Genomic DNA, 21,365 nt, shown 5'->3' with positions numbered 1-21,365 from the left:
CTGCATAAAGCAATGGCAAATCGATGACACAAAAACTGCATATTAAAACCTGGGGCTGCCAGATGAATGAGTATGACTCATCTAAAATGGCAGATTTACTGGGCAGCACGCACGGTTTCGAACTGACCGAAAATGCCGAAGAGGCAGATGTCTTGCTGCTAAATACCTGCTCAATTAGAGAGAAAGCCCAAGAGAAAGTCTTCCACCAACTCGGCCGCTGGAAGTTGCTCAAAGAAGCGAATCCAAACGTGATTATTGGCGTTGGGGGCTGCGTGGCCTCGCAGGAAGGCAAACTGCTGCGCCAGCGCGCCCACTATGTCGACATCGTTTTTGGCCCACAAACGCTGCATCGTTTGCCAGAAATGATTAATAAGGTTCGCGGTAGCAAAAGCCCTATCGTGGACGTGAGCTTTCCTGAAATCGAAAAATTCGACCGGCTTCCCGAGCCGCGTGCCGACGGCCCAAGCGCCTTTGTCTCCATCATGGAAGGCTGTAATAAATACTGCACATACTGCGTGGTGCCTTATACCCGCGGTGAAGAAGTCAGCCGCCCATGCGACGACGTGCTGTTTGAAATTGCTCAGCTTGCCGCCCAAGGCGTGCGCGAAGTCAATCTGCTTGGGCAAAATGTGAATGCCTATCGCGGCCCTTCGTTCGACGGCGATATTTGTACTTTCGCCGAGCTGCTGCGCTTGGTTGCCGCCATTGATGGAATCGACCGCATTCGCTTCACCACCAGCCATCCGATTGAATTTACCGACGATATCATCGCCGTGTATGAAGACACGCCTGAGCTTGTTAGCTTCCTGCATCTGCCGGTACAAAGCGGATCAGACCGAGTTCTCAATATGATGAAACGTACCCATACGGTACTTGAATACAAATCCATCATTCGCAAACTGCGTAAAGCGCGACCGGATATTCTCATCAGCTCAGACTTTATCGTCGGCTTCCCCGGTGAAACGCAGGAAGATTTTGAGCAAACCATGAAGCTGATCGCTGAAATCAACTTCGACGTGAGCTACAGCTTTGTTTTCTCACCGCGCCCAGGTACGCCAGCCGCCGACATGGTTGACGATGTTTCTGAAGAAGAGAAAAAACAGCGCCTGTATATTTTGCAAGACCGCATCAATCAGCAGGCACAGAGCTACAGCCGCAAAATGGTCGGCACCGTGCAGCGTATTTTGGTGGAAGGGGTATCACGCAAAAACGTCATGGAAATCTCAGGCCGCACTGAAAATAACCGCGTGGTGAATTTCGAAGGTTCACCTGAGCTGGTAGGCACCTTCGTGGATGTAGAAATTACCGAAGTCAGAACCAACTCGCTGCGCGGTGTGTTAGTGCGTACCGAAGATCAGATGGATTTGCGCGTTCATGAGTCACCGGAGTCGGTTATTGCACGCACGCGTAAAGAGGATGCGTTGGGGGTGGGGAGCTATCAGCCTTAGTGCTTGATGCTCTTACATTTCTAAGGTTAATGAGCGAGCGGTGTAAAATTTCGTTCGCCTATTAAGCCAACGCACTTCTATGCAGACACGGGTATCGGCGACCGAATTGGGTGCGCCAGCGCGCGCACCCAATACCCGCGCGCTTTTACCGAGTCGCTTGGCCGACCGGTTTCAGAGCACACATCCTGTGTGCCTTCAACCTGCCACCAGCATCCCTGCTGGCGGCTCTATAATGCATTTCAGTTAACATGAAAAACAAAATGGGTTGAAATTATGCACTTCCTCCCCCATTGAATAATGAGAAATTGCGAAGCGTATTGGCAATTCTGGTCACAATAGCCCGCAGATGAAGAATAATGGCGTAATGCCATGTATCATTTACGCTATTAGTTATGGGTATAAGCTCAGAGGAATAGTTTGAACATTATCACTGAAGAACTTGCATTAGAACCGGCGGATAATCAGCGACTAAACAGCCTGTGTGGCCCGTTTGATGACAATATTAAGCAACTACAGCGCCGTTTAGGTATCGAAATCAGCCATCGCGATAACCAGTTCAAACTGGTGGGTAAAGCGGCCTGCGTCAACGCCGCCAAAGATATCCTGCGCCATCTGTATGTTGATACGGCGCCAATGCGCGGTCACATTCCAGATATTATTCCTGAACAAATCCATCTGGCCATCAAAGAGAGTGGCATTTTGGAACAGGTGTCTGACCATGTGCCTGAATACGGCAAAGCCGTTAATATCAAAACCAAGCGTGGTGTAATCAAGCCGCGTACGCCCAATCAGGCGCAGTACATCGCCAACGTGTTGGATCACGATATTACCTTTGGCGTTGGCCCTGCGGGTACCGGTAAAACCTATCTTGCCGTTGCTGCCGCGGTTGATGCCTTAGAGCGCCAAGAAATTCGCCGTATTTTGCTCACCCGTCCTGCGGTAGAAGCCGGTGAAAAGCTGGGCTTCTTACCCGGTGACTTAAGCCAAAAAGTCGATCCTTACCTGCGTCCCTTGTATGATGCGTTGTTCGAAATGCTCGGCTTTGAACGCGTTGAAAAACTGATGGAGCGCAACGTCATCGAGGTTGCCCCGCTTGCCTACATGCGCGGACGCACGTTGAATGACGCGTTTATCATTCTCGATGAAAGCCAAAACACCACCATCGAACAGATGAAGATGTTCCTGACGCGTATCGGTTTTAACTCGAAAGCGGTCATTACCGGTGACGTCACCCAGATCGACTTACCGCGCGCGCAGAAGTCAGGATTACGCCATGCGATTGAAGTATTGTCTTCCGTCGAAGAGATCAGCTTCAACTTCCTGACCAGTGAAGACGTGGTACGTCATCCGGTCGTTGCACAGGTCGTCATGGCCTACGAAGCGTGGGAACTGGCGGAGCAAAAGCGTAAAGATGAGCTGGCGGAACAGCGTAAGCGCGAAGCCCAAACCTCAGCCTCAGGGCAAGAATCACACTAAGCTGGAAGTATTATGAGCAACACACTATGAGCAATGTAATATTAGATCTGCAAATCGCCTGCGAAAACACGGAGGGATTACCCGCCGAGGCCGATTTCCGTCAATGGCTTGAAGCGGTGCTACCTAAGTTTCAAGAAGAGGCGGAAGTCACCATTCGTTTGGTTGATGAAGCAGAGAGTCACGAGCTCAATATGACCTATCGTGGTAAGGATAAACCGACCAACGTGTTATCCTTCCCGTTCGAAGCGCCTCCGGGCATTGAGCTTCCTCTGCTGGGTGATATGATTATCTGTCGGCAGGTAGTTGAAGCAGAAGCAAAAGAGCAAGAGATTTCCCTGCTCTCACATTGGGCGCATATGGTTGTTCACGGCAGTCTACATCTGCTAGGGTATGACCACATCATCGATGAAGAAGCAGAAGAAATGGAAGCTTTAGAAGCCGAAATCATGCAGGAACTCGGGTATCCCGATCCCTACGCGGCGGAAAAAGAATCCGATTAACTATTGCGTCATGCGGCCCCTAATCGCGCCGTATGACGTGAATTATTGACCACTTATATGAGTAACCACACACTAACGCCATGAGCGACGACCATTCACAAAACAACGATAGCCCCAGTCCCAAAAAGGGTTTTTTCTCTCTGATTCTCAATCAGCTGTTCCACGGAGAACCTAAAAACCGTGGAGATTTAGTTGAACTGATCCGTGATTCCGAACAAAACGATCTGATCGATCCCGATACCCGTGACATGCTGGAAGGCGTGATGGATATTGCGGAGCAGCGCGTTCGCGACATCATGATCCCACGTAGCCAAATGGTCACCTTGAAACGTAATCAGACGCTGGAAGAATGTCTAGACGTGATTGTTGATTCTGCCCACTCTCGTTTTCCGGTGATTAGCGAAGATAAAGATCACATCGAAGGGATCCTGATGGCGAAAGACTTGCTGCCGTTTATGCGCAGCGATTCTGAGCCGTTCAGCATCGACAGAGTGCTGCGCGCGGCCGTGGTTGTTCCAGAGAGCAAACGTGTTGACCGTATGCTCAAAGAGTTCCGTTCACAGCGTTATCACATGGCGATCGTTATCGATGAATTCGGTGGCGTTTCTGGCTTGGTTACCATCGAAGATATCCTCGAGCTTATTGTGGGTGAAATCGACGATGAATATGACGAAGTTGAAGATCGCGATGTGCGTCAAATCAGCCGCCACATGTATACCGTGCGTGCGTTGACTCAAATTGAAGACTTTAACGAAGCCTTCGGTACTCACTTCAGCGACGAAGAAGTTGATACCGTGGGTGGCTTGGTAATGCAAGCCTTTGGCCACCTACCGGCACGCGGCGAAACCATTGACATTGATGGTTACCAATTCAAAGTAGCCATGGCCGATAGTCGACGCATTATACAGGTTCATGTCAAAATCCCGGATGAGTCCCCTCAACCGAAATTGGATCTGGAAGATTAATAACAACATGTGTTCATTACTTCAACGCCAGTGGGTTCGCGCCCTGCTGGCGCTTATCTTGGGTGCCGCTGGCACCCTCTCGTTCTCTCCCTATGATTTCTGGCCTGCGGCTCTCATTTCACTGATTGGCCTGCTTGCCGTTACGCTTAACCGCACCACGAAACAAGCCATCGGTTTAGGTTTTCTGTGGGGAATGGGGTTATTCGGAACGGGAATCAACTGGGTTTACGTCAGTATTGAACAGTTTGGCGGCATGCCAACGCCGGTGAGTATGTCACTGGTCGTGCTGCTGGCCGCCTATCTTGCGCTGTATCCGATGCTTTTTGCCGGTGTGCTCAATCGTTTTTGGCCTAAGGCGAACGTTTGGCGTTTAGTTATCGCGGCTCCGGCGCTTTGGCAATTGACTGAATTCCTGCGCGGCTGGGTATTAACCGGCTTCCCGTGGCTTCAGTTTGGCTATAGCCAGATCAACGGCCCGCTGAAAGGCATTGCTCCCATTGCGGGTATGGACACCATCACCTATTTACTGATGATTATCAGTGGATTGGTTGTGCTTTCGGTCTGTCTGCGCAAAATTGTCCCCGCGATTGTTGCTCTCGCGCTGTTGTTATTACCTTGGCCGCTGCGCGGCATTCAGTGGTATCAGAACCAAACAGACAAAGCGGTTAACGTGGCAATGGTTCAGGGTAACATTGAGCAATCCATGAAATGGGATCCGAACGCGCTGATCACCACGCTGCAAACCTATCTGGATGAATCACGTCCTTATCTGGGGAAAGCGCCGATTATTATTTGGCCGGAATCCGCAATCCCAGATACTGAAAAGAATCAGAACCAGTTCTTAACCATGCTCGACAGCCTGTTCCGCTCACACCACAGCAGCCTGATTACCGGTATTGTTGATGACCGCATGGGCGAATATGGCCCACGTTATTACAACACCGTGATCGTCTTGGGTGAGAAAGAACCGTACGTTTATCCGAGCAAAAACCGCTACAACAAGCACCATCTGGTTCCTTTTGGTGAATTTGTGCCGATGGAAGATTTGCTGCGTCCTCTAGCACCGTTCTTTAACCTGCCGATGTCAGCCTTTAGTCGTGGAGACTATATCCAGCCACAGCTCAGCGTGCAGGGATATAACCTAACCGCGGCTATTTGCTATGAAATCGTGCTTGGCGAACAGGTACGTGCTAACTTCCGCCCAGACACTAACTTCTTGCTCACCGTGTCTAACGATGCGTGGTTCGGCCACTCCATTGGCCCATGGCAGCATTTCCAAATGGCACGGATGCGTGCGTTAGAACTGGGTCGTCCACTGCTGCGCAGCACCAACAACGGCGTTACCGCTGCGGTTGATGCTTCAGGCAATGTGATTGCGGAAATTCCACAGTTTGAACGCAAGGTGCTGGAAGTTAACGTTGCACCGACAACAGGCATCACGCCTTACGCCCGCTTTGGTTCTATCCCACTATGGATTATTACCTTTGTGATGGCCGCTCTTGCGCTGATTGCCGGACGTAAACGCCGTTAATCCCGCACCACCTCCCCCTTCTCGGGGGAGGTACTTCTCAACTCCCCAGAACACCGTCCCCTCAATCAAATAGGGTTATTTTCGCGATTGCGAATCATACTCACTGCTGTTAATGTGCCCGCAATTTCCCTAGTCATTAATGAGAAAGTGATGCAGCTAAATCCTGAATTTATCATTGCCGATGAGCAAAAATTGCGTGAACACTATGCTCAGCCCAATAAGATGGTGCTGCAGAAGCAAATTGATCACATTGATAGCTACGCCCGTCAGCTGATCGCGTCGTCTACATTTGTCGTGATTTCAACGGTTGGTGAAAACGGAATGGACTGCTCTCCCAAAGGCGGAGATGCGGGCTTTGTCGTAGTGGAAGATGAAAAGACGCTGTTGCTGCCCGACTTACCGGGCAACAATCGCTTAGACGGCATTCGTAATCTGCTGAATAATCCAACGATCGGGCTGCTGTTTTTAATTCCGGGTTGGAGTGAAGCCTTTCGTGTGAACGGCAGCGCACAAATCAGCGTCGATCCTGAGCTATGCCAGCGCTTCAATGTGCAAGAAAATGCCGCTCGTAGCGTGCTGGTGATTAACGTTGAAGAAGCCTTTATCCACTGTGGCAGAGCCGTGACCTTTGGGGGCTTATGGGACGCTGAACGCCAGCTTGATCCTAAGTCACTGCCTTCTATCATGGAAATTGTCCGCGCCCACATCGCCCTATCTCAAGCAGCCTCTCAAGCCTAACATCGCCATGAGCTCCCGCGCGGAGCTCAATTTCTGGCATACCTCTTGCAGTATTTTCCGCATAACGACCGAAAACCATGCGTTGGCGTTAATCCATAAAAACGCTGCACAAAATTGATGCATTGAGTGCTTTATTTTTGTGCATCGGGAATTTTATGCCACTAAATGGTGCGGTTTATGTCTCAAAATATAAACATAAAGATATCAATTTGGTTACATTAGGCTATTTTGCTATCAAGTGCAGACGTATTTTGCACGCCAAATAAGAGACAACCAATTTCGACAATGGGTAAACGTACAGCGGTGCCATCGTTCCGGCTCCCACGTACGAACAGATAAAAAGCAGTAACAAAAGCTACATATAACAATTAAATGTGAAACTTGTAACACAACAATCAAAGGAGTACGCGAATGCAAATGCGCAAACTGGCGTTATCAATGCTGCTAATCGGTATGTCTAGCACCGTGGCTCACGCCGCAGATGAAGCAAAAGCAGCAGACGCCCAGAAAGCTGAAGCCTCTGCAGACACATTACAAAAGATTAAAAGCAGCGGCGTTATCGTCGTTGGTCATCGCGAATCTTCTGTACCTTTCTCTTATTACGATAACGCGCAGAAAGTGGTGGGCTATTCCCAAGACTATTCTAATCAAATCGTTGATGCGGTTAAAAAGCAGCTGAACATGCCTAATTTACAGGTAAAAATGTTGCCAATCACCTCGCAGAACCGAATCCCACTGCTGCAAAACGGGACCTTTGATTTTGAATGTGGTTCCACCACCAACAACGCAGAGCGCCAGCAACAAGCGGCTTTCTCTAACTCGATCTTCGTCGTCGGTACTCGTCTGCTGGTGAAAAAAGGCGGCGATATTAAAGATTTCAAAGATCTGGCGGGCAAGCCGGTCGTGGTCACATCAGGCACCACCTCTGAGATCCTGCTCAATAAGCTGAACGAGAAAGACAATATGAAAATGCGCATCATCAGCGCCAAAGATCACGGTGACTCATTCCGTACTCTGGAAAGCGGTCGCGCAGTGGCCTTTATGATGGATGACGCCTTATTGGCCGGTGAGCGTGCTAAAGCGAAGAAACCCGATCAGTGGGAAATTGTTGGCACTCCTCAGTCGCATGAAGCCTACGGCTGTATGCTGCGTAAGAACGATCCAGCCTTTAAAAAGCTGATGGATGAAACCATTGCCAAAGCGCAAACCTCTGGCGAAGCCGCTAAATGGTTTGAACGTTGGTTCAATCAACCAATTCCACCAAAAAATATGAATATGAACTTTGCGCTTTCTGATGACATGAAAGCATTGTTCAAAGCCCCTAACGACCAAATCGCTAAATAAATCCTAGTCTCCGCACGATGTAAAAATTAAGGAGACGGAGACAATCGCCATTGTTATTCGAGTTACGCAAGGGCGCTAGATTGCTGACAAAACTTTAGGCAGACGGGATTGGGGGAGATCGTTCCCTCCCCCTTTTTCTCGCCGCAGTTGTCTTGTCTCCAATTCAAAAGTGACTGTCATCAATTTTCGTGTGTGCGGTTATCTACCCAGCCTGACGTCTGAATAGGTTATTGCCGTATCTCACTTTAGGGAGCTATCTATGTCTATTGACTGGAACTGGGGCATCTTTTTGCAACAGGCACCTTTCGGCAACACAACGTATCTGGGGTGGATCTGGTCTGGTTTTCAGGTCACGGTAGCCCTGTCTATCTGTGCGTGGATCATCGCGTTTTTCGTCGGTTCTATTTTCGGTATCCTACGCACCGTTCCTAACCGCTTTCTCTCAAGCCTCGGCATGTGTTACGTCGAGCTTTTCCGCAACGTTCCGCTGATTGTGCAATTCTTTACGTGGTATCTAGTGATCCCCGAATTATTGCCCGCTGATATCGGCATGTGGTTTAAGAGCGAGCTCGACCCCAACATCCAGTTCTTCGTTTCCTCGATGCTATGTCTGGGATTATTTACCGCTGCACGCGTGTGTGAACAGGTTCGCTCAGGCATTCAATCGCTGCCACGCGGGCAAAAAAGCGCCGGTTTAGCCATGGGGCTCACGCTTCCACAAACCTACCGTTATGTCTTGTTGCCTAATGCCTATCGCGTGATCGTTCCGCCAATGACGTCCGAAATGCTTAACTTGGTGAAGAACTCGGCTATCGCATCAACTATTGGGCTGGTCGACATGGCGGCTCAGGCAGGCAAGCTGCTCGATTATTCTGCTCATGCCTACGAATCCTTTACCGCCATCACGCTGGCCTATATTGCCATCAACGCGGTGATCATGCTGATCATGCACTTCGTCGAGCGCAAGATTCAGCTACCAGGGAATATGGGGAGCAAATAATGTACGAGTTTGATTGGAGTTCTATTGTTCCTAGCCTGCCCTATCTGATGAATGGGATGGTGATTACGCTAAAAATCACGGTCATCGCCGTGGTCTTTGGCATTATCTGGGGCACGGTTTTAGCCGTCATGCGTTTATCGTCGTTCAAACCGATTAGCTGGTTTGCCACGCTCTACGTCAACCTGTTCCGCTCCGTACCGTTGGTGATGGTTTTACTTTGGTTCTATCTTGTTGTTCCAAGCTTATTACAACAAGTTCTAGGCCTATCACCAAAAAACGATATTCGGCTTATCTCAGCCATGGTAGCGTTTTCTCTATTCGAAGCCGCCTACTACTCAGAAATCATTCGTGCGGGCATCCAAAGCGTGTCCAAGGGGCAGTCCGGCGCTTCGCTAGCGTTAGGCATGACCCACTGGCAATCGATGCGTTTGGTGATCCTGCCTCAGGCGTTCCGCGCCATGGTGCCGCTGCTGCTCACTCAGGGAATTGTGCTCTTTCAAGATACTTCACTGGTGTACGTACTCAGCTTGGCCGATTTCTTCCGCACCGCGTCAACCATTGGGGAACGTGATGGAACGCAGGTTGAAATGATTCTGTTTGCCGGTTTTGTCTATTTTATTATCAGCCTAGCCGCTTCGGCGCTGGTTAATTACTTGAAAAAAAGGACTGTTTGATGATTTCCCTGAAAAATGTTTCTAAGTGGTATGGTCACTTTCAGGTGCTGGCAGACTGCTCCACGGAAGTGAAAAAAGGCGAAGTGGTGGTGGTATGCGGCCCTTCTGGTTCAGGTAAATCAACGTTGATAAAAACCGTTAATGGTCTGGAGCCGATTCAAAAAGGCGAGATCACGGTGAACGGAATTCAGGTTAACGATAAACGCACGGATTTAGCCAAGCTACGCTCGAAAGTGGGCATGGTTTTTCAGCATTTTGAACTGTTTCCACATTTGTCGATTATCGAAAACCTCACGTTGGCACAGGTGAAAGTACTAGGCCGCGAAAAAGCCGCGGCAAAAAGCAAAGGGCTAAAATTGCTGGAACGCGTAGGGCTTAGCTCTCATGCTGACAAATTCCCTAGCCAGCTTTCCGGTGGACAGCAACAGCGCGTGGCTATTGCACGTGCGTTGTGTATGGATCCTGTCGCCATGCTGTTTGATGAACCCACCTCGGCGCTCGATCCTGAAATGATCAACGAAGTGCTGGATGTTATGGTCGAACTGGCAAAAGAAGGCATGACCATGATGGTGGTGACGCATGAAATGGGCTTTGCGCGTAAAGTAGCCAACCGCGTAATCTTTATGGATGAAGGCAAAATTGTGGAAGATCGCAACAAAGACGACTTCTTCAATAATCCAGAATCCGATCGCGCCAAGGATTTCCTCGCTAAAATCATTCATTAATGTTTTCGTGCGCAATTTCCACAATCGTGTGGGATTGCGCATTACCTCACGCTTTCCACTCGCTTTTCTATTCCAAATTTCTTCTGCGCGTTAAGCTGGTCACACATTAATTTTCAAACAATCATTATTAAACAATCTTCTTCAAATAAATAAGCTCAAACAATAAAACCCGCTAATGACAGGAGTCTTCTCGAATGTCTTTACCTATTATCCTTGATTGCGATCCTGGCCACGATGACGCTATTGCGCTCATCCTTGCCCTTGCCTCACCAGAGCTCGACCTCAAAGCCGTTACCACCTCCGCGGGCAACCAAACGCCAGAGAAAACTCTGCGCAATGCTCTGCGCATTTTAACCCTGCTGCAAAGAAACGATATTCCAGTGGCTGGCGGCGCAGTGAAACCTCTGATGCGCGAGCTAATTATCGCCGACAACGTGCATGGCGAAAGCGGTTTAGATGGCCCAGAGCTTCCAGAACCCAACTTCGCACCACAACAATGCAATGCCGTTGAGCTTATCGCCAAAACCCTGCGTGAAAGCAAGGAGCCGATGACGATTGTTGCGACCGGGCCACTCACTAATATTGCATTACTCCTCACCTCACATGCCGAATTAAAGCCTAAAATTGCGCGCATCGTGATCATGGGCGGTGCCGCTGGGCTCGGCAACTGGACACCTGCCGCCGAGTTTAATATTTATGTCGATCCTGAAGCGGCCGAAATCGTATTCCAATCAGGGCTACCGATAGTTATGGCCGGACTTGATGTCACCCATCGGGCCCAAATCATGAGTGAAGATATTGAACGTTTCCGTCAGTTGGATAATCCCGTCGCCGCGGTGGTCGCTGACCTGCTGGATTTCTTCATGGAATATCACAAACAGGAAAAATGGGGATTCCAAGGCGCTCCGCTACACGATCCTTGCACCATCGCATGGCTGATTAAGCCATCAATGTTTACCTGCGTTGAACGCTGGGTCGGTGTTGAAACACAAGGTAAATACACACAAGGAATGACCGTGGTGGATTACTACAGTCTGACCAACAACGCTCCAAATACCACCGTAATGATGGATATCGATCGTCAGGCATTCGTCGATTTACTGGTTGAACGCGTCGGCACCGCCTACGCCAATCTGCGCTAACGGAGGAAAACCGATGCCAACCCCTATCATTTTTGACTGCGATCCGGGCCTTGACGATGCAATTGCACTGGCGATGGCCTTACATTCCCCTGAGTTGGATATCAAGGCCGTCACCACCTCAGCGGGCAACCAGACCCCAGAGAAAACGCTGCACAACGCGCTAGGGTTACTCACGCTCATGCAGCGTACCGATATTCCTGTTGCAGGCGGAGCGCACCAACCGCTAATGCGCAAATTAATGATTGCTGACCACGTGCATGGCGAAACCGGAATGGGAACCACCAAGCTGCCAGCCGCCACCATTCAGCCTCATCCGCTCAATGCCGTTGAACTGATGGCAAAAATTCTTCGCGAATCAGATACGCCGATAACGCTAGTCGTAACAGGGCCAATGACCAACGCCGCGCTATTGCTATCACAATACTCAGAGCTGAAAACCAAGATTTCACGCATCGTCTTCATGGGCGGCGGCATCGACGGCGGTAACGCCACGCCGGCAGCAGAATTCAATATCATTGTTGACCCCGAAGCCGCTGAAATTGTGATGCAATCGGGCGTGCCATTAGTGATGGCTGGACTAAATATGACCCATCAAGCCTTGGTGATGGCAGATGAAGTCGAACAAATTCGCGCTATAAATAATCCAGTAGCGAAGGCCGTAGCCGAAATGCTTGATTTCTATCTGCCGCTCTATCTTAGCGGGCCGCGTAAACTACCGGGCGCAGCGATGCACGATCCCTGCGTCGTGGCATGGTTGCTTAAACCTGAATTATTTACCTCGGCACACTACTGGGTTGGCGTAGAAACACAGGGGAAATACACCACGGGCATGACTGTGGCGGACGTCTATAACCTCACAGGAAATGCGCCAAATACCGAAGTATTGCTCAACGTCGATCGAGAAGGGTTTGTGAAACTCTTGATGGAGCGGGTTTCGCTGTATTGATGTTTGACTATTCGTCATCCCCTGAAAAATGGGGATGACGTTTCCCAAAACCTAAGGCTGGAACGGCTTACGGTGGAACTGGTCATGGCCGCATTTTGGGCACAGCGGCAAAACTTCAGGGGTATAGAAATCAAGCGTGTAGTGGCATTTTTCGCATACAAGATGCCCAAGCCCAACCACTTCCCCGCTGTGATAAACGCCATGATGGCTGACGTCTTTGAAGACTTCACGCCATTCGAGCTGAGTTTTATCGGTAATATCGGCGAGTTCCTGCCATAAACTCTCTTTGATGACGCGCATAAATACGCTATCGGTCAGCTCGTCTTTGCTTTCTTCGTAGCTACGGGCGAACTCTTCCAGATCGCGCCGCACGGCGAGTTTAATCTGCTCAACTTCATCATGCGTGAGATCTTCCGCTTTGTTTAAGTGCTTTTCCGCGCTCCCAATCAGCGCATCAATGTCACGCTCGCCGTTTTTCAATCGTTCGGTTAATGCCGCGACCCATTGACGGTAATACTGAGCAACCTTGTTCATACCAAACCTCCGCGTGACGTGAATGTAATCTGATTCGTACCCTTAACCTAACCTACAATCATTTTAGACGTAAATACCTGAGTCTCTACGATCTTTAGGCTGTGATCGGCATCTCAACGCAACGCTTTTGTCCTTAATCACAAAGAATTGCCCTCTTGTTGACGCTTCTTGGTTGTTGCACGCCGCGCTTATCGGCTATTCTATGGCGATCGGTACTAAAGCCAAACTTCATAAAAAAACGTTTTTTAAAAAGATCACAGTCGTATACCTAACGTCTTTCGATAACAGCCAACATCGCTGACCCCGAAAGAGAAGAGGTATTGCTGTTTTTAACCAACAGGACCCCCAGCTGCCATGCAAGAGCAATATCGTCCAGAGGACATAGAATCACACGTCCAGCGCCATTGGGATGAAAAGAAAACCTTCCAGGTTACCGAAGATGCAAGTAAAGAGAAATATTACTGCCTCTCTATGCTCCCGTATCCATCCGGCCGACTCCACATGGGTCACGTGCGTAACTACACCATCGGTGATGTGATTTCCCGTTACCAACGCATGCTGGGTAAAAACGTTCTCCAACCAATCGGTTGGGATGCATTCGGTCTGCCAGCAGAAGGCGCTGCGGTTAAGAATAAAACAGCACCTGCTCCGTGGACTTACGACAACATCGAATACATGAAGAACCAGCTTAAACTGCTGGGCTTCGGCTACGATTGGAGCCGCGAAATCGCGACCTGCGATCCTGATTACTATCGTTGGGAACAGTGGTTCTTCACTAAGCTGTACGAAAAAGGCATGGTTTATAAGAAAACCTCAGCCGTTAACTGGTGCCCGAATGACCAGACCGTACTGGCTAACGAACAAGTTATTGACGGATGCTGCTGGCGTTGCGATACCAAAGTCGAGCGTAAAGAGATCCCTCAGTGGTTCATTAAAATCACCGCTTATGCAGACCAACTGCTAAACGATCTTGATACGCTGGAAAACTGGCCTGAACAGGTCAAAACCATGCAGCGTAACTGGATCGGCCGTTCTGAAGGCGTCGAAATTACTTTCGACGTCGCAGAAAGCGATGAGAAAGTGACCGTTTATACTACGCGTCCAGATACCTTCATGGGCGCAACTTACGTTGCCGTCGCGGCGGGCCATCCTCTGGCTCAGCTTGGCGCTGCTAACAATCCTGAACTGGTTCAATTCATCGACGAATGCCGCAATACCAAAGTTGCCGAAGCAGAAATGGCAACCATGGAGAAAAAAGGCATGGCCACCGGCCTGTTTGCGATCCACCCACTGACGGGCGAAAAACTGCCAGTTTGGGTAGCAAACTTCGTTCTGATGGAATACGGCACCGGCGCCGTGATGGCCGTTCCTGCTCACGATCAGCGTGACTGGGAGTTCGCCACCAAATACGGTTTGCAGATTAAACCTGTGATCCTGAATCTGGACGGTAGCGAGCCTGACGTTCATGCAGAAGCCATGACCGATAAAGGCGCGCTGTTCAATTCCGGTGAATTTGACGGTTTGAGCCATGAAGCTGGCTTTAACGCCATCGCAGACAAGCTGGTAGAGAAAGGCGTTGGTGAGCGTAAAGTGAACTATCGTCTGCGCGACTGGGGTGTTTCTCGTCAGCGTTACTGGGGTGCGCCAATCCCAATGGTCACTCTGGAAGACGGCAGCGTCATTCCAACGCCAGAAGATCAACTGCCGGTTATTCTGCCTGAAGATGTGGTGATGGATGGGATCACAAGCCCAATCAAAGCCGATCCAAACTGGGCAAAAACCACCGTTAACGGCCAGCCAGCGCTGCGCGAAACGGATACCTTTGATACCTTCATGGAATCTTCATGGTATTACGCACGCTACACCTGCCCTCAGTACAATGAAGGCATGCTGAATCCAGAAGCCGCTAACTACTGGCTGCCGGTTGATCAGTATGTTGGTGGTATCGAACATGCCATCATGCATCTGATGTACTTCCGCTTCTTCCATAAACTGATGCGCGATGCTGGTTTGGTCAACTCTGATGAGCCCGCCAAACGTCTGCTGTGTCAGGGTATGGTTCTGGCTGATGCCTTCTATTACACCGGCGTAAACGGCGAGCGTAACTGGGTTTCTCCTGTTGACGTTACCGTTGAGCGCGATGAAAAAGGTCGCATCACCAAAGCCGTTGATAACGAAGGCCGCGAAGTTATTTATGCTGGCATGAGCAAGATGTCCAAGTCTAAAAACAACGGCATCGACCCTCAGGTCATGGTTGAGCGTTACGGCGCAGATACCGTTCGTCTGTTTATGATGTTTGCTTCTCCGGCTGAAATGACGCTGGAATGGCAGGAATCAGGCGTTGAGGGTGCTAACCGCTTCCTGAAACGCGTTTGGAAACTGGTTTACGAACATTCACAGAAAGGCGCATGCGCAGAGCTGAACGCTGCAAACCTGAACGAAGATCAGAAAGCGCTGCGTCGCGATCTGCATAAAACTATTGCTAAAGTCAGCGATGATATTGGCCGTCGTCAGACCTTTAACACCGCTATCGCGGCGATTATGGAACTGATGAACAAGCTGGCTCGTGCTCCACAAGAGAGCGAACAAGACCGTGCGCTGATGCAGGAAGCTCTGCTGGCCGTGGTTCGTATGCTGTATCCGTTCACCCCGCACGCTAGCTTCGAAATGTGGACAGCGTTGGGCGGCGAAGGCGATATCGACGTTGCTCCATGGCCACAAGCCGACGAAAAAGCGATGATAGAAGATTCTAAGCTGATCGTGGTTCAGGTTAATGGTAAAGTCCGTGGCAAGGTAACCGTTGCGGCTGATGCCACTGAACAGCAGGTTCGCGAACTTGCAGGTCAAGAAGCTCAGGTCGCTAAATATCTCGACGGCGTGACCATTCGTAAAGTGATTTACGTTCCGGGTAAACTGCTGAACCTAGTTGTAGGTTGAGCCGAGGAGGAATTGTGCGACATCGTACTATGACGTCGTTGTTAAAAGTTGCTGTTCTGGGGCTGGCGGTACTTACCGCCGGTTGTGGTTTCCATCTGCGTGGTAACACGTCGGTGCCAACCGAATTCCAGAAAATCACGTTTGACACGAGCGACCCGTATGGCCCACTGTCACGTTCTATTCGTGAACAGCTGCGCCTAAGCGGTATTACTATCGTCGATCCTAAAGTTGACGACTCGAAAACGACGGACGCGACCACAACCAGCAGCGCTAGCATCGTGGATAACTCTGCGACAGCAGCAAAACCGGCTGATGGTTCAGATAAACTGCCATCACTGCGTATTGTTGGCAGCAGCGAATCCAAAGAAACCGTGTCGATCTTCAAAGATGGTAAAACGGCTGAATACCAAATGGTGTTAAATGTGAATGCGCAGGTATTAGTGCGTGGACACGATCTCTATCCATTGACCGTGCGCGTTTATCGCTCGTTCTTCGACAACCCATTAACTGCGCTGGCGAAAGATGCCGAGCAGGAGATGATCCGTCAGGAGATGCGCGATCAGGCGGCACAACAACTGGTTCGTAAACTACTCTCTGTTCATGCTGCTGAGTTGCAAAACAACGACAACCGCATGAATGCAGAAGTGGCTGCGCCAAAAGTGCAAAGCGCCAATGACTTTAACTCAGTCAACACCGGTGCCACTGTGCCAACCACCGCGATTAAATCTACAGGCAGTATTAGCGCACAATGACTCGCGTTTATCCTGAGCAACTTGCCGCGCAGCTCCGTGAGGGGCTGCGCGCTTGTTATTTAGTTATGGGCAACGAGCCGTTGCTCTTACAGGAAAACCTTGATCTTATCCGCCAACAGGCGCAAGAGCATGGCTTTACTGAATATTTCACCTTTGCGCTTGATGCTCATACCGATTGGGAAAGCATCTTTAGCCTTTCTCAGGCGATGAGCCTGTTTGCCAGCCGCCAAATTATCTCTCTGACGTTGCCAGAAAACGGCGCTAATGCCGCAATCGGCGAACAGCTGACCAAGCTGTCTACCTTGCTGCACCCCGATCTATTACTGATTATCCGTGGTAATAAGCCAACCAAAGCACAAGAAAATGCCGGATGGTTTAAAACGCTTAGCCAAAATGCGGTTATGATCAGTTGCCAAACGCCAGAGCAAGCACAGCTCCCACGTTGGGTTGCCACCCGCGCCAAACAGATGAATTTGCAGTTAGACGAAGCAGCCAACCAGCTCATTTGCTACTGCTATGAGGGCAATTTATTAGCGCTATCTCAGGCTTTAGAGCGTCTTTCATTGCTCTATCCAGACGGAAAATTAACGCTGCCTCGCGTTGAAGAAGCCGTTAGTGATGCGGCTCATTTTTCGCCGTTCCACTGGGTGGACGCTATTCTTGCCGGTAAAAGCAAACGTGCATGGCATATTTTGCAGCAGCTACGCCAAGAAGACATGGAGCCCGTGATCTTACTGCGTACCGTGCAACGGGAAGTTTTGTTGTTGATGACGCTAAAAAGCCAGATGAGCCATACACCACTGCGCAATCTGTTTGATCAGCACAAGGTTTGGCAGAATCGTAGGCCGGCGATGACTCAGGCGTTACAACTTCTTAGTCTTCAGCAGCTTCATCAGTCCATCGCACTGCTGTCACACATTGAAGTCATTCTCAAACAAGACTACGGCCAATCCGTATGGAGTGAACTGGAGTCGCTAACGCTGCTACTTTGCGGAAAATCGTTGCCGGAGAGTATGCTCAATGCCGAATGAACATCTGCAGGCTGCCGCTAAACATCGCTTAACCGCGCTCTTTGGCGGTACTTTTGATCCCATTCATTATGGGCACCTTAAGCCGGTCACCGCGATGGCACAGGAAGTTGGCCTGCAAAATGTCACCTTGTTGCCCAATCATGTTCCTCCGCATCGCCCTCAGCCAGAGGCCAATGCGCAGCAACGCTTAACGATGGTTGAGTTGGCTATCGCCGGCAATCCGCTGTTTTCGGTTGATGAACGAGAGCTGCACCGCACAACGCCCTCCTATACCATTGATACGTTGATTGAAGTTCGCCAAGAGCGAGGTGCTGCCGCACCGTTAGCCTTTATCATCGGCCAAGACTCTTTGTTGACCCTGCATAAGTGGCATCGCTGGGAAGAAATCCTGCATTACTGCCACTTGCTGGTATGCGCGCGTCCGGGATATTCCGATCGTCTGGATACACCTGAGCTGCAAAACTGGCTCGAGCAACATCGCGTTTACGATGCGGCGCAACTCAGCCAACGACCCCATGGCTGTATTTATCTTGCTGATACGCCTCTACTTGCTATTTCAGCAACGGATATTCGTCAGCGCCGCCATCAAGGCATCAGCTGTGATGATTTACTCCCACGTGCGGTTCAACGCTATATCGAATTACAGGGGCTGTACCGTTAGCTCTGGTCGCGTGTTATACTCCGCGGCCTATTTTCGCAGAACCGATATCGCAGCCGAATCCATTTCGTTATGTGATATGCCATGGTTCTAACTTTAAAGATTTGATTGCCCGAATAAACGGTTTTATTTGAAAACGTTATTCCGAGCAATACTAGCTCCAACCCGAGGGGGAACCTTTGCAAGGTAAAGCGCTCCAAGAATTTATTATTGATAAAATTGATGATTTGAAAGCTCAGGATATCGTCGCTATTGATGTCGCTGGCAAATCAAGCATCACCGATTGCATGATCGTATGCACCGGTACCTCTAGCCGTCATGTTCACTCTATTGCTACTCACGTAGTACAAGAAGCACGTATGGCTGGCCTGTTGCCTCCGCGTATCGAAGGCGAAAACGGCGCTGAGTGGATCGTGGTCGATCTGGGCGACGTGATTGTTCACGTTTTACAGGAAGAAAGTCGTCGCCTGTACGAACTGGAAAAGCTCTGGAGTTAATCGGTGAAGCTGCAACTGGTCGCCGTGGGTACCAAAATGCCAGACTGGGTACAAACGGGATTTACCGATTACCTCAAACGGTTTCCTAAGGATATGCCGTTCGAACTGATTGAAGTTCCGGCAGGGAAACGCGGTAAAAATGCCGATATCAAACGCATTCTGGAAAAAGAAGGCGAGATGATGTTAGCCGCCGTGGGTAAAGGTAACCGTATCGTCACGCTCGATATCCCAGGAAAACCGTGGGATACGCCAGAGCTTGCTTCGCAGCTAGAACGCTGGAAGCAAGATGGCCGTGATGTTAGCCTTCTCATCGGCGGTCCTGAGGGATTAGCGCCGGCGTGTAAGGCTGCCGCCGAGCAAAGCTGGTCGCTATCCACGCTGACGATGCCGCATCCACTGGTGCGCGTTCTGGTTGCAGAAAGCCTGTATCGCGCATGGAGCATCACGACGAACCATCCGTATCATCGTGAATAGCCAGTATCAACGGCGCTAGCCACAAGCTTCGCCGTTGAGCTCTCTTATTTATCCAAGCAATCACCCAGAACACGACGGAATGGAATGAAAATAGACCGTAACCCTTTTCGTGATTATTCAGCAGAGTCCGCCCTGTTTATACGCCGTGCTCTCGTTGCATTTCTCGGCATATTGATTCTGTCTGGCGTCTTGGTCTTTAATCTGTACCATCTTCAGATCCTGCGCTTTGAGGATTACAAAACCCGCTCCAACGAGAACCGTATCAAACTGGTGCCCATTGCACCTAGCCGCGGCATGATCTATGACCGAAACGGCACTCCTCTTGCGTTTAACCGCACAATTTATCAGCTTGAAGTGATGCCAGAGAAAGTCGATGACTTGAAGGCAGAACTTGATGCTTTACGTTCTATCGTCGATCTCACCGACGAAGATCTCGATAACTTCCAGAAAGAACGCAAACGCTCGCGTCGATTTACCTCTATTCCGGTGAAAACTGCGCTCAACGAAGTTCAGGTCGCGCGCTTTGCCGTCAACCAATTCCGCTTCCCTGGATTTGAAGTTAAAGGCTACCAACGCCGCTTCTATCCTTATGGTTCAGCACTTACCCACGTCATTGGCTATGTCTCTAAAATTAATGAAAAAGACGCTGACCGCTTAGATAAAGACGGCAAGCTGGCCAACTACGCTGCGACCCATGATATCGGAAAGCTGGGCATTGAACGCTATTATGAAGACGTTCTGCACGGCAAAACGGGCTATGAAGAAGTTGAAGTGAACAACCGTGGGCGCGTGATCCGCCAATTGCATGAGCAGCCACCGCAGGCGGGTAAAGATATTTATCTAACGCTGGATCTGAATCTCCAGCGTTATCTTGAGCAGCTCCTCGTGGGAAGCCGTGCCGCCGTGGTGGTGAGCGACCCGCGTACCGGTGGGATTTTAGCGATGGTGTCAAACCCAAGCTATGACCCAAACCTGTTCGTGGACGGTATTTCTAGTAAGGAATATCAGCGTTTACTGAATGACCCGAATCGCCCGTTGATAAACCGTGCCACGCAAGGTCTCTACCCGCCGGCCTCAACCGTTAAGCCGTATATCGCCGTTTCAGCACTTAGCGCGGGCGTCATTACCAAAAACTACAGCCTGTTCGATCCCGGCTGGTGGCAGTTACCTGGCTCAGAAAAACGCTTCCGTGACTGGAAAAAATGGGGCCATGGCCGTCTGAATGTCACCAAAGCGCTAGAGGAATCTGCGGATACCTTCTTCTATCAGGTCGCCTACGATATGGGCATCGACCGTCTGTCTGAGTGGCTGAGCAAATTCGGCTACGGACAATACACGGGTATCGATCTGTCAGAAGAGCGTTCCGGCCTGATGCCGACGCGCGAATGGAAACAAAAACGTTATAAAAAACCGTGGTATCAGGGTGATACCATTCCAGTCGGAATCGGTCAGGGCTATTGGACGGCAACGCCAATCCAAATGTCCAAGGCGTTAAACACGCTGATCAACGACGGGAATATGAAAGTTCCTCACCTGCTGAACAGCACGCGTATCAACGGACAGTTGGTACCGTACAAGCAGCAGGATGCAGTACAGATTGGCGATATACATTCCGGTTATTGGGAAATAGCCAAAGATGGAATGTATGGCGTCGCTAATCGCGCCAACGGAACGGCACATAAGTATTTCGCCAATGCACCGTACAAGATAGCCGCTAAATCAGGTACCGCGCAGGTCTTTGGATATGAGACCTATAACGCCCACACCTTAGCCGAGCACTTGCGCGACCATAAACTGATGACGGCGTTTGCGCCGTACGACAACCCGCAGGTTTCAGTTGCCATCATTCTTGAGAATGGTGGCGCAGGACCGGCCGTCGGGACTATCGTGCGTCAGATCCTCGACCACATCATGTTAGGCGATAACAATACGACGCTCCCAAGTGAAAACGCACCGCCTCCGGGCGTTGAAGGCGACTGATGAGGCATACAGG

At 50.1% G+C, this 21,365-nt stretch carries 20 protein-coding genes; 19 read left to right on the top strand and 1 reads right to left on the bottom strand.

Annotated features, from left to right (window positions below; translation table 11 throughout):
• Window positions 1–23 precede the first annotated feature (23 nt).
• The 12 genes from miaB to rihA (U0008_RS06035) all read left to right on the top strand — a co-directional run bounded on the left by miaB (window position 24) and on the right by rihA (U0008_RS06035) (window position 12,489).
• A complete protein-coding gene (gene miaB / locus U0008_RS06090) occupies window positions 24–1,448 on the top strand; it encodes a tRNA (N6-isopentenyl adenosine(37)-C2)-methylthiotransferase MiaB (protein WP_025800666.1) in 1,425 nt (474 codons plus the stop codon).
• Window positions 1,449–1,865: 417 nt separating this feature from the next.
• Window positions 1,866–2,924, top strand: a complete 1,059-nt coding sequence (locus tag U0008_RS06085) for a PhoH family protein (protein WP_025800665.1) — start codon at window positions 1,866–1,868, stop codon at window positions 2,922–2,924.
• Between the two features lie 26 nt (window positions 2,925–2,950).
• Window positions 2,951–3,424 (top strand): rRNA maturation RNase YbeY, encoded by a 474-nt coding sequence (gene ybeY / locus U0008_RS06080; protein WP_040045675.1) that lies wholly within the window; start codon window positions 2,951–2,953, stop codon window positions 3,422–3,424.
• Window positions 3,425–3,504: 80 nt separating this feature from the next.
• The gene (gene corC / locus U0008_RS06075) at window positions 3,505–4,389 is read left to right on the top strand and encodes a CNNM family magnesium/cobalt transport protein CorC (RefSeq protein WP_004096455.1); all 885 of its coding nucleotides are present in this window, start codon (window positions 3,505–3,507) and stop codon (window positions 4,387–4,389) included.
• A 7-nt stretch (window positions 4,390–4,396) separates the two neighbouring features.
• On the top strand, window positions 4,397–5,920 hold the full coding sequence (lnt, locus tag U0008_RS06070; protein WP_043491823.1) for an apolipoprotein N-acyltransferase: 1,524 nt from the start codon (window positions 4,397–4,399) through the stop codon (window positions 5,918–5,920).
• Between the two features lie 150 nt (window positions 5,921–6,070).
• Window positions 6,071–6,658, top strand: a complete 588-nt coding sequence (locus U0008_RS06065) for an MSMEG_1061 family FMN-dependent PPOX-type flavoprotein (RefSeq protein ID WP_025800662.1) — start codon at window positions 6,071–6,073, stop codon at window positions 6,656–6,658.
• A gap of 411 nt (window positions 6,659–7,069) precedes the next feature.
• Window positions 7,070–8,002, top strand: a complete 933-nt coding sequence (locus tag U0008_RS06060; protein ID WP_043491820.1) for an amino acid ABC transporter substrate-binding protein — start codon at window positions 7,070–7,072, stop codon at window positions 8,000–8,002.
• A gap of 259 nt (window positions 8,003–8,261) precedes the next feature.
• Window positions 8,262–9,002, top strand: a complete 741-nt coding sequence (locus tag U0008_RS06055) for an amino acid ABC transporter permease (protein WP_025800660.1) — start codon at window positions 8,262–8,264, stop codon at window positions 9,000–9,002.
• Window positions 9,002–9,676, top strand: coding sequence for a glutamate/aspartate ABC transporter permease GltK (gltK, locus tag U0008_RS06050; RefSeq protein ID WP_025800659.1), 675 nt, complete (start codon window positions 9,002–9,004; stop codon window positions 9,674–9,676). The genes U0008_RS06055 and gltK overlap by 1 nt, the downstream gene beginning before the upstream one ends.
• Window positions 9,676–10,401, top strand: coding sequence for an amino acid ABC transporter ATP-binding protein (locus U0008_RS06045; protein WP_025800658.1), 726 nt, complete (start codon window positions 9,676–9,678; stop codon window positions 10,399–10,401). The genes gltK and U0008_RS06045 overlap by 1 nt, the downstream gene beginning before the upstream one ends.
• A gap of 194 nt (window positions 10,402–10,595) precedes the next feature.
• A complete protein-coding gene (gene rihA, locus U0008_RS06040) occupies window positions 10,596–11,543 on the top strand; it encodes a pyrimidine-specific ribonucleoside hydrolase RihA (RefSeq protein ID WP_043491818.1) in 948 nt (315 codons plus the stop codon).
• Window positions 11,544–11,556: 13 nt separating this feature from the next.
• A complete protein-coding gene (gene rihA, locus U0008_RS06035; RefSeq protein WP_043491816.1) occupies window positions 11,557–12,489 on the top strand; it encodes a pyrimidine-specific ribonucleoside hydrolase RihA in 933 nt (310 codons plus the stop codon).
• Between the two features lie 51 nt (window positions 12,490–12,540).
• Here rihA (U0008_RS06035) and U0008_RS06030 read toward each other — a convergent pair whose 3' ends face one another.
• Window positions 12,541–13,023: a zinc ribbon-containing protein gene (locus U0008_RS06030; RefSeq protein WP_043491812.1), complete on the bottom strand. Its 483-nt coding sequence runs from the start codon at window positions 13,021–13,023 to the stop codon at window positions 12,541–12,543.
• Window positions 13,024–13,377: 354 nt separating this feature from the next.
• Here U0008_RS06030 and leuS point away from each other — a divergent pair, with 354 nt between their 5' ends.
• From leuS to mrdA, 7 genes are all read left to right on the top strand, one after another.
• A complete protein-coding gene (gene leuS, locus U0008_RS06025; protein WP_043491810.1) occupies window positions 13,378–15,960 on the top strand; it encodes a leucine--tRNA ligase in 2,583 nt (860 codons plus the stop codon).
• A 14-nt stretch (window positions 15,961–15,974) separates the two neighbouring features.
• Window positions 15,975–16,712, top strand: coding sequence for an LPS assembly lipoprotein LptE (lptE, locus tag U0008_RS06020; RefSeq protein ID WP_025800653.1), 738 nt, complete (start codon window positions 15,975–15,977; stop codon window positions 16,710–16,712).
• Window positions 16,709–17,743 (top strand): DNA polymerase III subunit delta, encoded by a 1,035-nt coding sequence (gene holA / locus U0008_RS06015; protein ID WP_043491808.1) that lies wholly within the window; start codon window positions 16,709–16,711, stop codon window positions 17,741–17,743. The genes lptE and holA overlap by 4 nt, the downstream gene beginning before the upstream one ends.
• A complete protein-coding gene (gene nadD, locus U0008_RS06010) occupies window positions 17,733–18,404 on the top strand; it encodes a nicotinate-nucleotide adenylyltransferase (protein WP_043491806.1) in 672 nt (223 codons plus the stop codon). Before holA ends, nadD begins: the two co-directional genes overlap by 11 nt.
• A gap of 176 nt (window positions 18,405–18,580) precedes the next feature.
• On the top strand, window positions 18,581–18,898 hold the full coding sequence (gene rsfS, locus U0008_RS06005; RefSeq protein WP_025800650.1) for a ribosome silencing factor: 318 nt from the start codon (window positions 18,581–18,583) through the stop codon (window positions 18,896–18,898).
• A 3-nt stretch (window positions 18,899–18,901) separates the two neighbouring features.
• Window positions 18,902–19,372 (top strand): 23S rRNA (pseudouridine(1915)-N(3))-methyltransferase RlmH, encoded by a 471-nt coding sequence (rlmH, locus tag U0008_RS06000; RefSeq protein WP_004096425.1) that lies wholly within the window; start codon window positions 18,902–18,904, stop codon window positions 19,370–19,372.
• 84 nt (window positions 19,373–19,456) lie between these two features.
• Window positions 19,457–21,352, top strand: coding sequence for a peptidoglycan DD-transpeptidase MrdA (gene mrdA / locus U0008_RS05995; protein WP_040045664.1), 1,896 nt, complete (start codon window positions 19,457–19,459; stop codon window positions 21,350–21,352).
• Window positions 21,353–21,365 lie beyond the last annotated feature (13 nt).

It is taken from the genome of Hafnia alvei (genome assembly GCF_034424155.1).
Classification (GTDB): domain Bacteria; phylum Pseudomonadota; class Gammaproteobacteria; order Enterobacterales; family Enterobacteriaceae; genus Hafnia; species Hafnia alvei.
Note: the sequence above shows the minus strand (reverse complement) of the source record. Positions and strands in the feature narration are given on the sequence as shown.

Excerpts from the sequence above, each read along its gene's own strand:
- miaB (WP_025800666.1), top strand. The coding sequence starts at position 24 with ATGACACAAAAACTGCATATTAAAACCTGGGGCTGCCAGATGAATGAG.
- ybeY (WP_040045675.1), top strand. The coding sequence starts at position 2,951 with ATGAGCAATGTAATATTAGATCTGCAAATCGCCTGCGAAAACACGGAG.
- corC (WP_004096455.1), top strand. The coding sequence starts at position 3,505 with ATGAGCGACGACCATTCACAAAACAACGATAGCCCCAGTCCCAAAAAG.
- lnt (WP_043491823.1), top strand. The coding sequence starts at position 4,397 with ATGTGTTCATTACTTCAACGCCAGTGGGTTCGCGCCCTGCTGGCGCTT.
- U0008_RS06065 (WP_025800662.1), top strand. The coding sequence starts at position 6,071 with ATGCAGCTAAATCCTGAATTTATCATTGCCGATGAGCAAAAATTGCGT.
- U0008_RS06060 (WP_043491820.1), top strand. The coding sequence starts at position 7,070 with ATGCAAATGCGCAAACTGGCGTTATCAATGCTGCTAATCGGTATGTCT.
- U0008_RS06055 (WP_025800660.1), top strand. The coding sequence starts at position 8,262 with ATGTCTATTGACTGGAACTGGGGCATCTTTTTGCAACAGGCACCTTTC.
- gltK (WP_025800659.1), top strand. The coding sequence starts at position 9,002 with ATGTACGAGTTTGATTGGAGTTCTATTGTTCCTAGCCTGCCCTATCTG.
- U0008_RS06045 (WP_025800658.1), top strand. The coding sequence starts at position 9,676 with ATGATTTCCCTGAAAAATGTTTCTAAGTGGTATGGTCACTTTCAGGTG.
- rihA (WP_043491818.1), top strand. The coding sequence starts at position 10,596 with ATGTCTTTACCTATTATCCTTGATTGCGATCCTGGCCACGATGACGCT.
- rihA (WP_043491816.1), top strand. The coding sequence starts at position 11,557 with ATGCCAACCCCTATCATTTTTGACTGCGATCCGGGCCTTGACGATGCA.
- U0008_RS06030 (WP_043491812.1), bottom strand. The coding sequence starts at position 13,023 with ATGAACAAGGTTGCTCAGTATTACCGTCAATGGGTCGCGGCATTAACC.
- leuS (WP_043491810.1), top strand. The coding sequence starts at position 13,378 with ATGCAAGAGCAATATCGTCCAGAGGACATAGAATCACACGTCCAGCGC.
- holA (WP_043491808.1), top strand. The coding sequence starts at position 16,709 with ATGACTCGCGTTTATCCTGAGCAACTTGCCGCGCAGCTCCGTGAGGGG.
- nadD (WP_043491806.1), top strand. The coding sequence starts at position 17,733 with ATGCCGAATGAACATCTGCAGGCTGCCGCTAAACATCGCTTAACCGCG.
- mrdA (WP_040045664.1), top strand. The coding sequence starts at position 19,457 with ATGAAAATAGACCGTAACCCTTTTCGTGATTATTCAGCAGAGTCCGCC.